At 66.3% G+C, this 12700-nt stretch carries 17 protein-coding genes; 7 read left to right on the top strand and 10 right to left on the bottom strand.

What is annotated here, in order from left to right; all coding sequences use genetic code 11:
- Positions 1 to 122: 122 nt before the first annotated feature.
- The gene (locus tag ACFO9I_RS12915; protein WP_379181428.1) at positions 123 to 725 is read left to right on the top strand and encodes a TetR/AcrR family transcriptional regulator; all 603 of its coding nucleotides are present in this window, start codon (positions 123 to 125) and stop codon (positions 723 to 725) included.
- A gap of 165 nt (positions 726 to 890) precedes the next feature.
- Here ACFO9I_RS12915 and ACFO9I_RS12910 read toward each other — a convergent pair whose 3' ends face one another.
- The 4 genes from ACFO9I_RS12910 to ACFO9I_RS12895 all read right to left on the bottom strand — a co-directional run bounded on the left by ACFO9I_RS12910 (position 891) and on the right by ACFO9I_RS12895 (position 3429).
- On the bottom strand, positions 891 to 1349 hold the full coding sequence (locus tag ACFO9I_RS12910; RefSeq protein ID WP_379181426.1) for a hypothetical protein: 459 nt from the start codon (positions 1347 to 1349) through the stop codon (positions 891 to 893).
- Positions 1350 to 1395: 46 nt separating this feature from the next.
- Positions 1396 to 1962 carry a hypothetical protein gene (locus tag ACFO9I_RS12905; protein ID WP_379181424.1) on the bottom strand — a complete coding sequence of 189 codons (567 nt, stop codon included), beginning with the start codon at positions 1960 to 1962 and terminating at the stop codon, positions 1396 to 1398.
- Positions 1962 to 2897, bottom strand: coding sequence for a hypothetical protein (locus ACFO9I_RS12900; RefSeq protein ID WP_379181422.1), 936 nt, complete (start codon positions 2895 to 2897; stop codon positions 1962 to 1964). Before ACFO9I_RS12900 ends, ACFO9I_RS12905 begins: the two co-directional genes overlap by 1 nt.
- 94 nt (positions 2898 to 2991) lie before the next feature.
- Entirely contained in the window at positions 2992 to 3429 is a 438-nt protein-coding gene (locus ACFO9I_RS12895) for a very short patch repair endonuclease (RefSeq protein WP_379181420.1), read from the bottom strand.
- A gap of 136 nt (positions 3430 to 3565) precedes the next feature.
- Between ACFO9I_RS12895 and ACFO9I_RS12890 the strand changes: the two genes are divergently transcribed.
- A complete protein-coding gene (locus tag ACFO9I_RS12890) occupies positions 3566 to 4963 on the top strand; it encodes a DNA cytosine methyltransferase (protein WP_379181418.1) in 1398 nt (465 codons plus the stop codon).
- Here the strand turns inward: ACFO9I_RS12890 and ACFO9I_RS12885 are convergent.
- The 6 genes from ACFO9I_RS12885 to ACFO9I_RS12860 form a co-directional block, all read right to left on the bottom strand.
- Complete coding sequence (locus tag ACFO9I_RS12885; RefSeq protein ID WP_379181416.1) at positions 4953 to 6173, bottom strand: hypothetical protein; 1221 nt, start codon at positions 6171 to 6173, stop codon at positions 4953 to 4955. The two genes, ACFO9I_RS12890 and ACFO9I_RS12885, sit on opposite strands and share 11 nt — an antisense overlap.
- A 63-nt stretch (positions 6174 to 6236) precedes the next feature.
- Positions 6237 to 7217: an HNH endonuclease gene (locus ACFO9I_RS12880; RefSeq protein ID WP_379181414.1), complete on the bottom strand. Its 981-nt coding sequence runs from the start codon at positions 7215 to 7217 to the stop codon at positions 6237 to 6239.
- Between the two features lie 54 nt (positions 7218 to 7271).
- The gene (locus ACFO9I_RS12875; RefSeq protein WP_379181412.1) at positions 7272 to 7472 is read right to left on the bottom strand and encodes a hypothetical protein; all 201 of its coding nucleotides are present in this window, start codon (positions 7470 to 7472) and stop codon (positions 7272 to 7274) included.
- An 88-nt stretch (positions 7473 to 7560) separates the two neighbouring features.
- Positions 7561 to 7770 carry a hypothetical protein gene (locus tag ACFO9I_RS12870; protein ID WP_379181410.1) on the bottom strand — a complete coding sequence of 70 codons (210 nt, stop codon included), beginning with the start codon at positions 7768 to 7770 and terminating at the stop codon, positions 7561 to 7563.
- A gap of 9 nt (positions 7771 to 7779) precedes the next feature.
- On the bottom strand, positions 7780 to 7995 hold the full coding sequence (locus tag ACFO9I_RS12865; RefSeq protein ID WP_379181408.1) for a hypothetical protein: 216 nt from the start codon (positions 7993 to 7995) through the stop codon (positions 7780 to 7782).
- A gap of 22 nt (positions 7996 to 8017) precedes the next feature.
- Positions 8018 to 8560 (bottom strand): antirestriction protein ArdA, encoded by a 543-nt coding sequence (locus ACFO9I_RS12860; protein WP_379181406.1) that lies wholly within the window; start codon positions 8558 to 8560, stop codon positions 8018 to 8020.
- A 752-nt stretch (positions 8561 to 9312) separates the two neighbouring features.
- On the opposite strand from ACFO9I_RS12860, the gene ACFO9I_RS12855 reads away from it, so the two are divergent.
- The 5 genes from ACFO9I_RS12855 to ACFO9I_RS12835 all read left to right on the top strand — a co-directional run bounded on the left by ACFO9I_RS12855 (position 9313) and on the right by ACFO9I_RS12835 (position 12632).
- A complete protein-coding gene (locus tag ACFO9I_RS12855) occupies positions 9313 to 9507 on the top strand; it encodes a helix-turn-helix domain-containing protein (protein ID WP_379181404.1) in 195 nt (64 codons plus the stop codon).
- Positions 9504 to 10934: a DNA primase family protein gene (locus tag ACFO9I_RS12850; RefSeq protein WP_379181402.1), complete on the top strand. Its 1431-nt coding sequence runs from the start codon at positions 9504 to 9506 to the stop codon at positions 10932 to 10934. Before ACFO9I_RS12855 ends, ACFO9I_RS12850 begins: the two co-directional genes overlap by 4 nt.
- Positions 10931 to 11173, top strand: coding sequence for a hypothetical protein (locus ACFO9I_RS12845; protein ID WP_379181400.1), 243 nt, complete (start codon positions 10931 to 10933; stop codon positions 11171 to 11173). Before ACFO9I_RS12850 ends, ACFO9I_RS12845 begins: the two co-directional genes overlap by 4 nt.
- The gene (locus ACFO9I_RS12840) at positions 11170 to 11436 is read left to right on the top strand and encodes a hypothetical protein (protein ID WP_379181398.1); all 267 of its coding nucleotides are present in this window, start codon (positions 11170 to 11172) and stop codon (positions 11434 to 11436) included. The genes ACFO9I_RS12845 and ACFO9I_RS12840 overlap by 4 nt, the downstream gene beginning before the upstream one ends.
- Positions 11437 to 11504: 68 nt before the next feature.
- On the top strand, positions 11505 to 12632 hold the full coding sequence (locus ACFO9I_RS12835) for a hypothetical protein (protein WP_379181397.1): 1128 nt from the start codon (positions 11505 to 11507) through the stop codon (positions 12630 to 12632).
- Positions 12633 to 12700 lie beyond the last annotated feature (68 nt).

Below are 12700 nucleotides of genomic sequence, written 5' to 3'. Positions count from 1 at the left end.
CCTGCTGGTAGATTATGGAATGATCGTTCCATAATAGTCGTCGGCACGGCCGGGCCAAACCCGCGCACCGCGGGCCTGGCATGAGACCGGTCACGCCGGCGACTCGACCCCGAGGAGGAGACATGGCCCGACCCCGCGCGTTCGACACCGACCGGGCGGTCCGAGCCGCCCGCGAGGTCTTCTGGCGCCAGGGGTACGCCGAGACGTCCGTGCCCGATCTCGAGCGCGTCACCGGCCTCCGGCGCTCCAGCCTGTACGCCGCCTTCGGGTCCAAGCGCGGGCTCTTCGACGCTGCGGTGACCAGCTACCTCGCCGACGTCGTGAGGCCTCGGCTGGCCGGCCTGCTGGCCGACCCGGTCGCGCCCAGCGCGCTCACCGACTACCTCGGCGGGCTCCACGACGCGATAGCGACCTCCCGGTCCGGCGACGACGCCCGGCTGGGCTGCCTGCTGGTCAACACCGCAGGCGCCGACCTGGTCCACGACGATTCGGTGCGCGCGGTGATCGCGGGCTACCACCACGACCTGCTCGCTGCGGTCGCGCGCGGGGTCGCCGCGGCCGCTCCCGGGCTGCCCGACGACCGCGTACGCGCCTTGGCGACGGAGGTCGCGGGGCTGGTCGTCGCGTCGATGCTGATGAGCCGCGTCGACCAGGCGGCCGCGCTCGACCTGCTCGACCTGGCGCGCTCGCGCGCGGCCGGTGCGGAGACAGCGCCGGCGCACTGATCGCGCGGATCAGCCCGCGTCCAGCACTCACCCCAGAGCAGGTTGTGGAGATCGGGGGGCCGCGGCGGCGCCCATTTCTTTGCCTTGTCCACAGATTCGTGAGTGACCCTCGCGGGTAGGAGGCCGTTGTCCCTAGGGTCGGGACAGCCTCACTCGGGACGGGGGTCAGCGATGGCGGTGACGGCGACGGACGCGCACGGCGAGCTCGTCGAGCTGCTCGACCAGCACGTGCGCGAGCTGGTGCGTCGGGAGGGCGTCGACCCGCAGCGCGACGCCCCCGTCGTACGCCGCATCGCCGAGAGTGTCGTGCGCGCGCACGACGAGCGCAGCCTCACCGGGGTCGTGGCGCCGGTCCCCGACGTCGACGCGGTCGTCGGCGAGCTGGTCGCCCGGGTGTCGGGGTTCGGCCCGCTGCAGCCGTTCCTCGACGACCCGGCGGTCGAGGAGATCTGGATCAACGACCCCAGCCGGGTCTTCGTGGCCCGGCACGGACGCCATGAGCTCACCAACCTGATGCTCACCACCGCGCAGGTCCAGGAGCTGGTCGAGCGGATGCTCAAGTCGAGCGGCCGCCGCATCGACATCAGCCAGCCCTTCGTCGACGCGATGCTGCCGCAGGGGCACCGGCTGCACGTCGTGCTGGAGGGGATCAGCCGCGGGTTCTCGGCAGTCAAGACCGGTTTTGCGAGTTACCCTTCTCCGAATGCTCAGTCATTGGGATCGCTAGATCGGTGCGGATCGCCACGAGCAGGAGGCTCTCGCAGCGTTCGGCCTCCGCCTGGCCCCTGTAGAAGTCATCGTCGGCTTGGCCGTACTTGGTCTGATGTCCCCAGCGCCACACCGCTGAGTACGTCATACCTGCACCGATGAGGACGGTCGAGGTGGCGTAGAGGTCGAGACGTTGGAGTAGGCGGAACGTCTCGGTCTGCCAGCCCTCGGGAAGTTCTTCGCCATCGTCGTCGGCAAGGCCCAACCCGTGGTCGTACGCCCGGCGGGCCATTTCCTTGAGCGACTCGTAGAAGTCACCATAGGCCTGGCGGCGGTGCTCGAAAGTCCTAGCAGCGTCCTCGCGCTCCCATAGCGCCTGCTCACGATCTTGCTGGCGGGACCACGCGAGAGCGTCACGACGATCGGATTGTTGTTGGGTGAGCAGGACGCCGCCGAGAGTGCCCCCGACGGTTCCGACTAGGCCGATTCCTGCGATCAGGATTGGGACCCACAGAGGTGTTGTGCTCATCAGTCCTCGTCGAACGGCAACTCGTCGGGCGGCGGGATGTGCCGGTGCTCGATGACCCGTTGAATCGAGTGCTCCCAGGTGATCCCGTCGCCTTCTGTGGTCTGCAGTTGGCGGTCGCGCATCTGGACGACGAGACGGTCTCCAAGCCCGAAGCGCTCATCACCGTCCACGATGCGCTGGACGTATGCGAGGTCATCGAGGCTGGCCCACATGCTGGCGAGGCCATCGTTGACTCGCCACTTGTTGCCGACCTTGAAGGCGACGTTCTCAATACGCACCGTGACGATCCGGGTGTTGTCGCTGAGGACGTTGTCGACCTCGGGCGCCGGGCTGAAACCGGGAAGGTCATCAAGTTCGACTGTGGCGCTACGCTTGCCCCAACCGGGCCGAGTGGACACCGCGTCGATCTCGATAGCCTCAATGCCTTCTTTGCGGAGAGGCTCGAAGACTTGGCCAGCTGTGCGGTTGAAGTCCATTCGCTCGACTAACGACTGCGCGGCGACCGGCGCAACCATTCTTGTCCCGTCGGCCCAGTTGATCTGCACGGTGCCGGGCTCCACCTCGGTGACAGTCTGCTCCCGTCCTCGCCTCCTCCGCTGCACGAGCCAACCGACCGCCCCAACGACGACCGCACCAATACCCAAGCCGTTCGCTGCTGCGGTGGCATCCTCGTCAGTCAGGAGATCAACCGCGTGATCTTGGGCCGCGAGCCACAGGTCGACGATGAACGATCCGCCACGCTGAGCAGTGACTTCTAGTGCAGGCGGCGGCGTGAGGGTTCGGCCCGCCACCGAGTGGGCGATAGTGAACAGATCGGCCAGAGCCAACAGCGAGGGAGCGAGTTGGCGGACATCCATACTGTTCGCCCCGAGAGCAGGGCCAACGTATCGAACGCTGATGCGCTGGGGCTCGCTGTCGCTAGCGCCCTGGGACATCAAGCACCCCTAACGACTCCCGTGATACGACTCAACGCACACTATGGGTCGGATATCGATTAGTCCGGCTTTTTCCAAGCCCGCGCGGCGAGCGTCAGCCGTTCCGATCCGCGGGTGGAAGGGCCCTCGCCTCGACAACACGCCGGAGAGCCTCCTCAAGCGGCTCGTGCTCCCATATGCGGACGACAGTCCACCCATGCCCCGTGAGCGCGGAATCGTGCTCACGGTCACGTGCAACGTTCCTCGCAAGCTTCGGGCCCCAATAGTCCGTGTTCCGCTTCGGCTGGGTCCCGTGAGTGGGGCAGGAATGCCAGAAGCAGCCATCCACGAACACTGCGACCTTGGCCCGGGTGAAGACGATGTCGGGCCGGACTTTGGTTGTGCCAAGGTCCAGTCGGTAGTCCTTGCGGAAACGAAGCCCGGCGGCGTGCAGCGCGCTCCTCAGGGCCACCTCTGGCTTGGTGCCTGTCCGGCGGTTTCCAAGCATCGTGCGCCGCGTGGCAGGCGACGACGCCCACGATTCTGGGAGCACGCGCGAAGCCTAGACCGCCTCCCACGTGACCGAGATCACGTCATCAGAGCCGAGGAGCGAGAGCTCGAACACACGAGCGATCGACACGGCCCTGCATGCGTCGATTGCCGACCTCGAGTAGGTAGGGTTCCGCACCATGACCACTGATGCTCCGGCGTTCCGCTTCATCGACCTCTTCGCCGGGGTTGGCGGCTTCCACGCTGCCCTGAAGGCGTACGGCGGAGAGTGCGTGTACGCCGTCGAGATCGACAAGGCGGCTGCCAAGGTCTACGAGCGCAACTGGGGTCACGACCCGCTGGGCGACATCACCAAGGACGCGAACGACGAGGTGATGAACGTTCCCGCCCACGAGGTACTGGCTGCGGGCTTCCCGTGCCAGCCGTTCTCCAAGTCCGGTGCGCAGATGGGCATGGATGAGGCGCGGGGAACCCTCTACTGGCACATCTTGAAGATCATCGAGAAGCGAAAGCCGAAGGTCGTTCTCCTCGAGAACGTCCGCAACCTCGCTGGGCCGCGCCACCTACACGAGTGGCAGGTCATCGTCGAGACCTTGCAGGAGCAGGGCTATCGCGTGTCGGAGACCCCAGCGATCTTCTCCCCCCACCTCCTGCCCCCCGAGCGCGGCGGCCGTCCCCAGGTCCGCGAGCGCGTGTTCATCACCGCCACGCATAACCCGACGGGTCTCGGCGACGACCTCCCGGTCCTCCCGGTGGCCCTGCCAAGTGATCGGATCGACGGCTGGCAGCCCAAGGAGGAGTGGCACCTGGAGGACCTACTCGACGACTCCCACAACATCCCCGGCTGTGAGCTCAGCACCAGCGAGCGACTTTGGATCAAAGCGTGGAACGAGTGGGTCGAGACCTGGTACGAGGCGACCGAGGGCCGTCGTCCTCCCGGCTTCCCCATCTGGGCCGACGCGTGGACCGACTACGACAAGGTCATCGCCGATTTCGGCTACGTGCCGGACTACCGCGACCTCATGGCGCGCGACGAAGCCTTGCCGCAGTGGAAGGCCGGCCACCTCGCCAAGAACTATGCGCTCTACGCGATCCACCGTCCGTGGATTGACCGGTGGGCCAAGAAGCACGGCGTGTACACGGATGCCTTCCCGGCGTCGCGTCGCAAGCTTGAGTGGCAGGCGCAAGACACTCCTTCGCTCTGGGAAACCGTGATGCACCTGCGGCCCTCCGGCATCCGTGCCAAGCGACCTACCTACCTGCCGGCGCTGGTGGCGATCACTCAGACGAGCATCATCGGGCCGCGTGAGCGGAGGCTGTCGCCCCGCGAGACGGCCCGCCTCCAGGGCCTGCCGGATTGGTACGACTTCGGGGACCAGCGGCCCGCCGCGACCTACAAGCAGATGGGCAACGGCGTGAACGTCGGTGCCGTCTGGCATGTCCTGCGGGAGCATGTCGCACGCGACGAGGACGTGCTCAAGCGGACCGCGGCAGGCCGGCGCGTCCTCGACGCCGTGTCGACGGCGCCACTGTCCCCTGACGAGCGCCTCAAGGCGATGGCGCCGACTAAGCCGTAGGGCGCAGTTCGATTGACTTCGTGTAGATCAGGAAGTTGTCGATGTCGGCTTTGCGGATCGACACCTTCGGCTTTCGTGGGGAGCCGTCAGGCTGCTTGAAGTCCGTTTGGAACTCTTTCAAGACGATGGCGACGTTGGCTTGGTTCACCTCGAGAACCTTCACGCCCACGAAACGCACAGCTTCCTTGAACTTCTTGGAGTACGACAGCGGGTCAAACTCCTTGCGGCCAACATGGCCAACCGACTTGCGCCACTCGTTCCAAGCGATCGTCGCGAGGTGCTTGTTGTCGCGGCCGTGCCAAGTCTCGTGCTCGTAGATCACGTACCAGAACCGACCGTACTCATCCAGGCACTGGAAGAACTTCTCGGCAGCGTTACCGGGAGAGTCGTCCACGGCGATGTTGCTGGCCTTCAGGTCGCCGAAGTGCTCGGTTACACCGCCACGAAGGAGCCGCAGGTCGTAGTCGTACTGAGACTTGCGCTTCTCCTTTTGGACGATGAGCAGGTGTTCGAGGCCGTGCTTCTTGACGAAGCTGCTGAGGCGGTACTCGAGGTAGAACCCCTGCCACTCGTTCTGAAACTTGTCTGGCCAATCAGCGGCGTGCATCTCTTGGACGGCCGCGAGCCCGTCAATCCTGCTGCCGTTCAGGAACTCTGTGGTGAAACGATCCAGGACGTCGATGTGCGGGTTCTTCTCCTCGTAGCCGACGCGCATGTAGGACTTGAACTGGTCCGCCCGAACACTGGTTAGCCGATTGTCGTTCTGGTCCACACGTGAGAACTGTCCGAGGGTTTGGGCCTGGAAGAGATCGTTCGTAGCGACGTGGGCGGAGGAGTTGTTGAGCCCATGCTCGACGTATGTCGTCGGGTCGAAATCGACGAAGATCGTGGTGCCCTCGTAGTGGTAGACGCCGACGAAGCGCGGCGTGAGCCCCCTGCGCTGCGCATCGGCGTAGGTGGCGGCCCACTCCTTCGGCATCTGGATGCGCTTCTTGTAGGCCTCCCAGGGGTTGCCAAGGTAGGTGACCTGCTTGCTCAGAATCGCTTGGTCGCCGTACATCACGACCTTGGTGCCAGCGATCCGTTCGAGCGTCGCGCCAGGAAGAGCATCGAGGATCAAGCCGAGCCGACGCTTCTGCGAGAGCGTCGTGTCGACGTCATGAACCAGCGTTCCATCAGGCGCGATCTGATCGACGACGGTGTTACCCATGCGGCTATTGGTACCAGCCGGGCAGGGTGTCGGGGACCGATTCAGCCGGGGGCCCTTGAGATCTCACGCTTGTCTCTTCGCCTTGAGCTCGGCGGGGGTGATGATCGGGCGGTGCTTGTGCAGCACCCGGTGGCACGTAGGGCAGACCAACGCCAGATCGTTCATGCCCGTCACGCTCTCGCCGATCTTGTGCAGCGGCACGACGTGGTGCACGTCGATCACGCCCTCGACGTCGTACGCCTCCGATGACTCGAAGCCGCATACCTCGCAGGCGAGGCGACCGGTCTTCTTGAGGACCGCCGCCTTCTTCTTCGCGACGAGTTTGCGGTCCCGCTCGTAGCGTCGGTGCTCACGGAAGAGGATCCGGCCCTCTGAGGCCTCGTACTCCTCCTCCTCGCCGGTGTCCTCGGCAGCGTCGTCGGTCTCGCCACGGGCGCGGATGAGGGTGACCGCCTGCGCGAGCTCCGCCGGCCGGTGCGCCCAGTCTTCCCACACGCGGCGGTCACCGGCACCGCCGTGGCCCATGCCCTGCCCCTCGTGGTCTGGGTCGATGGACGAGAAGTTGTGGAGTTTGAGGGCAACGCCAGAGGGATTGCGGAAACGCGGGTTCGCTCGCACCTCCTCAGGGAAAATTCGCAGCGAGCGGAGTTCAGCGCTGAGGTCGGTGACAACCTTGACGGTCGGGCTGTACGAGATCTCGCCGCGAGTGCGCAGGTATAGGTCGAGGGCGAGCATCAACTCGTCGATCGACCAGTCCGGAAGGCTCGGGGGACGGGTGACCTTGAAGCCGAGCTTCTCGAGCCGGGTCGCCACGGTGCTGTCACCGCCGGAGAACTCACCGGCGGTCAGGAGTGCTCCGCGCTCGTACAGGTGCGCGACCCCCGCGATGGCCTTCGAGTCGTACCGCTTGCCGTCGACCACGATGAAGTAGTCCCAGGCAGGGTGGAAGCCGTACTCGTCGAGGAATGCCTCGCGGCCTCGCTCGTCGAACTCGGCTATCGCCTTACGAACGGCTTCAGGGTCGGTGAGGTCTGCTAGAGCCATGCGATGAAGGTAGTCGGGACCGGCGCGGAGGGACGCAAGTGCAGCAGAGAGTTGCTAGCGATCCCGTCGGCCGACCACCCCGGTGGTGTCCTCGAGGCCTGCGTACTCGATCAGTGCAGCGCGAACAACATCAGCCACGGTCTCGCCGTTAGCGGCGGCCTTCGCGAGCGCTGCCTCCCAGACATCGTCAGAGACGCGGACGGCGCGGACCTTCGTCGCGGACCTGTCGCCCTTACGAGCATCTGGCTTCGTCACGACGCCATTGTGGCTTACTCGACGTCGCCGATGACCCAAGCCCAGCCGGTCAGGTCGTAGAGGGCGTGGCCATCTGCCGGGGCGGCCATCAACGCCCCCCTGAGAAGTAGCGGCCCACCGCGAGGATGCGCCGCTCCTCCTCGAGGTATCGCGCGAGTTCGACCTTGGCGCGATGCGAGGTCCAAGCCGTGGCCGCGGCGAAGAGGCCGACGACGACGAGCAGGGTGGTGAGCCACCAGTTGCCCGCGTCGACCGCGAGGACTAGGGCGAGCATGAATGCAACGGACAGGAAGAGCATCTCGACCCCTCAGATCTCGCGGGCTGTGCCGCAGGCGGGGCAGTTGCTCGCCTCGTAGGCGGGGTGAGCGGCACAGGGATCATCGATGCTGACTACGGGCCGCACGTCGGCGCCCGGGTGGTCTGTGATGAGCGACCGCACGGCTTCGGCGTGGTCGCTGATTGGCGCCGGGAAGATGCCGAGCAGTTCGCCGCGGGCGGATCGAACTTCGAAGCGGGTGTTCATCAGTTATCAGTCTCCTAGGAGGTCAGAGCGAGCGAAAGACGTAGACCCCGCCGTTAGGCGCGGGTTCGGTGGAGTAGTCGAAGCGCAGGTCGCGGACCCATGCGTCCATGTCGAAGTAGGCAGCAAGGTGGTCGGGGATCTCGTCGGCGTATCCGCAGTCGGTGAACAGGTCCTCGGCGTACTCCGAAAAGGAGCCCCATTCGCCTGCGTAGCGGTCGAAGAAGTCGGAGGGGCAAGGCAGGTCGTCACCAGCGGCGACGAAGTCGCCCGATGCCCACCATGCGAGGAAGGCGGAGCGCAGCCACTCGTCCACCTCCTCTAGGCACTCGGCGGCCCGTTGGGCGAAGGTCGGCGAGCACTCGCCCTTGATGGGCAGCCCCTCGTGGTCCATGACCCAGAGTTCTTCGTGGGTGCCCGGCGCGACATCGCGGCCGTGGATCGTGTCCGGGGTGATGTCTCCCGCCTCGAGGGCGGGGCGCCAGTCGCCCACGAGTCGGCCCGAGTTGTAGCACTCGAGGCACCCGATCCAGACGGCGGGCTCGGCGGTCGTGGTGGTGTGGATCATCGGGAACAGTCCTCTCGTGGTGGTGTATGTACACCGCAATTGAGACGACCGTAGGTGGTGTACATACACCACGTCAAGTCCGCGCCCGGACATTCTTGGCGGCGCTGACGACTGCGCCCCGGCCACCTGCCCTCGTCCCCGGCCGCGGGCCGTCTCGCGCCCTCCGCCCGCCCGTTCGCACGTCCCCGCCAGTGGGGGTGGGGAGGCCCCTGGGCGAGCTCGGGCACCCCTCCCCGGTCCGCATAGCACGTCCGATCCTGTACGGGTTAGAACGTTCCTGGGTGCTTCGGTGGTGACGCCTGGTGACGCTCTTTGGCGTTGTACGTAGACCGACACCTCGTATGAGATCAACGAGACAAACCGTCACCAACCGTCACCCGGACAGGTGGCAGGCGGCGGACAGCAGGCGCCAGGCGGTGGGTGGGCGACCGAGTTCTGTCGTCGCGGCTGGATGTCGGTGGTCGGAGAGACACTAGGAATGCAAGGGAAGCAAGCCTTCCCGACACAGAAACGATCACCAACTCAAAACGCCTCCAACAATCACCTCACTGGCGCAAGCCACTGATGTTCTGCCGCTAGTCCCGAGGCCAGAAGTCGAACGCAAGGTCGTTCCCGCGCTAGGTCGCGAAGCCTTCTGGAACCACCGAGGGACGCCGACTGTCTCCTTCAGGAAGGAGCGTCGAGCAGCAACGACCGCCCCTGTAGGGCAGCACGTACTCCTCGGCGTTTCCCGACCTTTCAGGAGATTTGTCATGCCCGACGACTACCTCGGAGTTACCGAAGCCGCCGCCTTGGCGGGTGTCAACGCCCAGAGCATCCGGGACTGGATCGCGAAGGGCCGCCTGGCCGCCTACCGCCGCCCCATCGGGGGTCCGTACCTCATCAAGCGCATCGATCTCCTCGCTGCCGCGAGCCTGGTGGTCGTCGAGCCGAAGGGTGACCGGTGAGCTCGTTGCAGCCCGTCGCTACGCCGCAGGATGACGCCAAGTTCGCCGCGGCTGGAGGCCGGGCCAGGGAAGCTGACATTCACTCCGGCCAGGCGAAGTTCGCCTGGCGGCTGCAGGACCTCTGCGCGAACCGCCTCATGCACGTCCACGGATTGGGGTGGCACGTGTGGGACGGCCGCCGATGGATTCCCGACCAGCGAGGCGCCGCCACGCAGTACGTGATGGAAATGCTCCGGGCCGAACTGGCCGACAGCCTCGGCGACCCGAGCAGGCGAAAGGAAGTCCGCCGAGTCGAGTCGGCCTCCGGCCTCAAGGGCATTCTCGACATCGCGTCCAGCCTGCCGAGATTCGCCGTGACCGCTGACGACCTCGACGCCGACCCCTATCTGCTGAACACGCCGTCGGGGACGCTGGATTTGCGCACCGGCACGCTGCAGCCCGCCCGCCCCGACGACCGCATCACCAAGGTCACCGGGGGCGCCTACAGGCCGCATGAGCGCTCGCAGGACTGGGAGCGGTTTCTCGAGCACGTGCTGCCTGATCGGGAGGTCCGAGGCTTCCTTCAGCGCTTGGCCGGGCTCGGCCTGCTCGGGGTAGTGAGGGAGCACATCCTGCCGATCTTCACGGGAACTGGCGCCAACGGAAAAGGCACTTTTGACCGCGCGTTCTCGCATGCCCTGGGCGATTACGCCATCGCGGCCGAGCCCGAGCTGTTGATGGCGAACCCGGGTTCTCATCCCACCGGTCAGATGGATCTGCTCGGCGTGCGTTGGTGCGTCGTCTCTGAATCCGACGAAGGGCGAAGCCTGGCTGCCGGCACCGTGAAGCGGCTGACCGGAGGCGACCCGATCCGCGCGCGGCGAATGAGGCAGGACTTCGTCGAGTTCGACCCCTCGCACACGGCGGTCCTCATCACCAACCACCTGCCGAAGGTCGACGGGGGCGATCCGGCGATGTGGCGCCGGCTGCGGGTGGTTCCGTTCGACGTCGTCATCTCCCCAGAGGAGATGGATAAAGGACTCGACGAGACTCTCCGGCTGGCCGCCGACGCAATTCTGACCTGGGCAGTGCAGGGGTATCAGGATTACGCCGACCTCGGTGGGCTCGACGAGCCCGACAGTGTGCTGGCCGCGACCGCTGAGTACCGCGAAAAGCACGACGCCATCGGACGGTTTCTCGGTGACGACCTCGCGGTGGTCAGGGGTCCGAGTTACTCGACGACCGTGAGCGAGCTCTACGCCCGCTTCGGCGAATGGGCGCGAGGCGAGATCGTCACCGTCCAGTCCCGCGCAGACTTCACGGAGCAGCTGACCCGTCACGGCTACACGCCCAAGCGCACCAAGAAGTCCCGCGGAGTCCTGACGGGCATCGCCCCGGTGGCCACCCACGACGCCCACGGCGACGCGGTCTTCGGGGCGACGCGATGAGCGACTTCTCCCTGCGGGGACGCATCAAGAGCCGACCGGTTCGGATCGAACAGTTCGTCCTTGAAGACGGCATCCGCATCGCGGTGCTCGGCCAGTGCCCGTGGTGTGGCGAGTCGGGACACCGTCACGCCGTTCCGCGCGACGTCCTCCCGACCGCCAACCTCACCCGCGAACCCCGCTGCCGCGGCAACCGCGGCCGATACCGACTCGTCATGCCCACCGAAGGAGAGCACCAGTGAAGACCGTCAGCTTTGCGCCCGCGCCCGGCCCGCACCGCCTGTACGCCATCTACCGACGCCCCAGCGTCGACGGTGAACGGCAGGCCCGCGTACACGGGTGGCTCACCGTCGAGGGGGAGAACGGCGCTCGCCAGGTTCTGCCCGCCGTCATCGGACCTGACGGTCACCTGATCCCCGCCGGGCAGTACGCGGGGCGCGGCGTCTCCATGGAGATCCGCGAAGAGATCCAGTGGCCGTCGCCGCCCTGCAACCAGTACCCGTGACCGTCCGAGCACGACGCGGTCACATCCAGCAAGCCCCGCAGTAACACCACTCACACAGGAGGAAAGCAATGAACGCTCGCGACATCAACCCGAATGAGGCCCGAGAGCTGCAGAACACCCGGGATCTGCTCGAGGAGCACCCGGAGCCGGATCCGGACGCTGGCACTGCGTACGAGGACATCGAGGTCCCCGACCCCGAGGTCTACGTCCCGGCCTCCCGTCGCTTCGACGACAGCCGCGACACTCTCTTCGACGAGAACCCCGGGTCCACCTCTGCGGCTCCCACCGTCACCACGTCCAGCTGGGTGGCGCCCAACAGGCGTCCCCGAGACCGCAAGCCGGATCGTTTCATGCCCAACCGGCTTCGGGGGCAGGTGCAGTTTGAGCATCCGAACCCGCCTAAGGCGGTCGCTCAGGCGCAGCGCGACGCGCTCGCCAAGATCGACGAATACGAGGCCGCGGTGCAGGCGGTGCTCAACCTCGGCACCGACCAGGTCGCCGAGAGCAAGGAGAACCAGGCGAGGGTCGACGAGGCGGTCCGCACGGGCTCCGAGGTGCCCGCCCTCACGCGCACCGACTGGGCGACCGAGGCCATGGTCAGGAGCGCCCGCCACGACATCGCGTGGAAGGCCGCTGACGCCGCGGTGAAGCGTTTCCAGGTCCTTGCGAAGGAGTCCATCGGGGACTGGCTCGCCGGGGCTCTCAAGGAGCTCAACGGCTCGCACGAGAAGGCCCTCAGGGCGATGTCCAAGGCTGCCCCCGCCGTGGCGGAGTGGCGAGCGAAGATGCAGGCCGCGCACAAGCTCTCCTTGGCCACGGGCCGCTTCGGGGAAGGCTGGCACCAGAGCGCGGACCCCCGGCTGGCGCGGAAGATGGGCCTGATCAACGGACACCTCAACCAGATCCTGGAGATCCTCGAGTCGGAGGACCCCGTTATCTCCGGCGAGTACCTCACCGGCGAGTACGACCTCGAGCCGCCGCTGCACACGCGGAAGAATCTTCACCACGCTCGCATGGTGGGAGCCGAGTGGGCCGGGGTCATGCTCGGCCAGATCGAGGCCGAGGAAGGCTTTTCGAAGACCCAGTTCACTCCCGAAGAGGAACGGCCGTACTACCTGCTCCCGGCGAACCGGATGGGCGACAAACTCCGCAAGGCCATCTCCGAGAAGCGGCTCAACCCGGTGACCGACATGTGACCGTCAGCCGACGAGCCACGAGGGCCCACCATCCTGCCTCCGGGTGGTGGGCCCTCGTCCGGTCACCT

Source organism: Nocardioides sp. GCM10023255 (assembly GCF_042653125.1).
In the GTDB taxonomy this organism is placed as follows: Bacteria; Actinomycetota; Actinomycetes; order Propionibacteriales; family Nocardioidaceae; genus Nocardioides.
The sequence above is the reverse complement of the archived record's forward strand: the minus strand, read 5'-3'. Positions and strand labels throughout refer to the sequence as shown.

What these genes read in the sequence shown, in the direction of transcription:
- ACFO9I_RS12915 (WP_379181428.1), top strand. Translation starts at nt 123, where the DNA reads ATGGCCCGACCCCGCGCGTTCGACACCGACCGGGCGGTCCGAGCCGCC.
- ACFO9I_RS12905 (WP_379181424.1), bottom strand. Translation starts at nt 1,962, where the DNA reads ATGAGCACAACACCTCTGTGGGTCCCAATCCTGATCGCAGGAATCGGC.
- ACFO9I_RS12900 (WP_379181422.1), bottom strand. Translation starts at nt 2,897, where the DNA reads ATGTCCCAGGGCGCTAGCGACAGCGAGCCCCAGCGCATCAGCGTTCGA.
- ACFO9I_RS12890 (WP_379181418.1), top strand. Translation starts at nt 3,566, where the DNA reads ATGACCACTGATGCTCCGGCGTTCCGCTTCATCGACCTCTTCGCCGGG.
- ACFO9I_RS12885 (WP_379181416.1), bottom strand. Translation starts at nt 6,173, where the DNA reads ATGGGTAACACCGTCGTCGATCAGATCGCGCCTGATGGAACGCTGGTT.
- ACFO9I_RS12880 (WP_379181414.1), bottom strand. Translation starts at nt 7,217, where the DNA reads ATGGCTCTAGCAGACCTCACCGACCCTGAAGCCGTTCGTAAGGCGATA.
- ACFO9I_RS12870 (WP_379181410.1), bottom strand. Translation starts at nt 7,770, where the DNA reads ATGCTCTTCCTGTCCGTTGCATTCATGCTCGCCCTAGTCCTCGCGGTC.
- ACFO9I_RS12865 (WP_379181408.1), bottom strand. Translation starts at nt 7,995, where the DNA reads ATGAACACCCGCTTCGAAGTTCGATCCGCCCGCGGCGAACTGCTCGGC.
- ACFO9I_RS12860 (WP_379181406.1), bottom strand. Translation starts at nt 8,560, where the DNA reads ATGATCCACACCACCACGACCGCCGAGCCCGCCGTCTGGATCGGGTGC.
- ACFO9I_RS12855 (WP_379181404.1), top strand. Translation starts at nt 9,313, where the DNA reads ATGCCCGACGACTACCTCGGAGTTACCGAAGCCGCCGCCTTGGCGGGT.
- ACFO9I_RS12845 (WP_379181400.1), top strand. Translation starts at nt 10,931, where the DNA reads ATGAGCGACTTCTCCCTGCGGGGACGCATCAAGAGCCGACCGGTTCGG.
- ACFO9I_RS12835 (WP_379181397.1), top strand. Translation starts at nt 11,505, where the DNA reads ATGAACGCTCGCGACATCAACCCGAATGAGGCCCGAGAGCTGCAGAAC.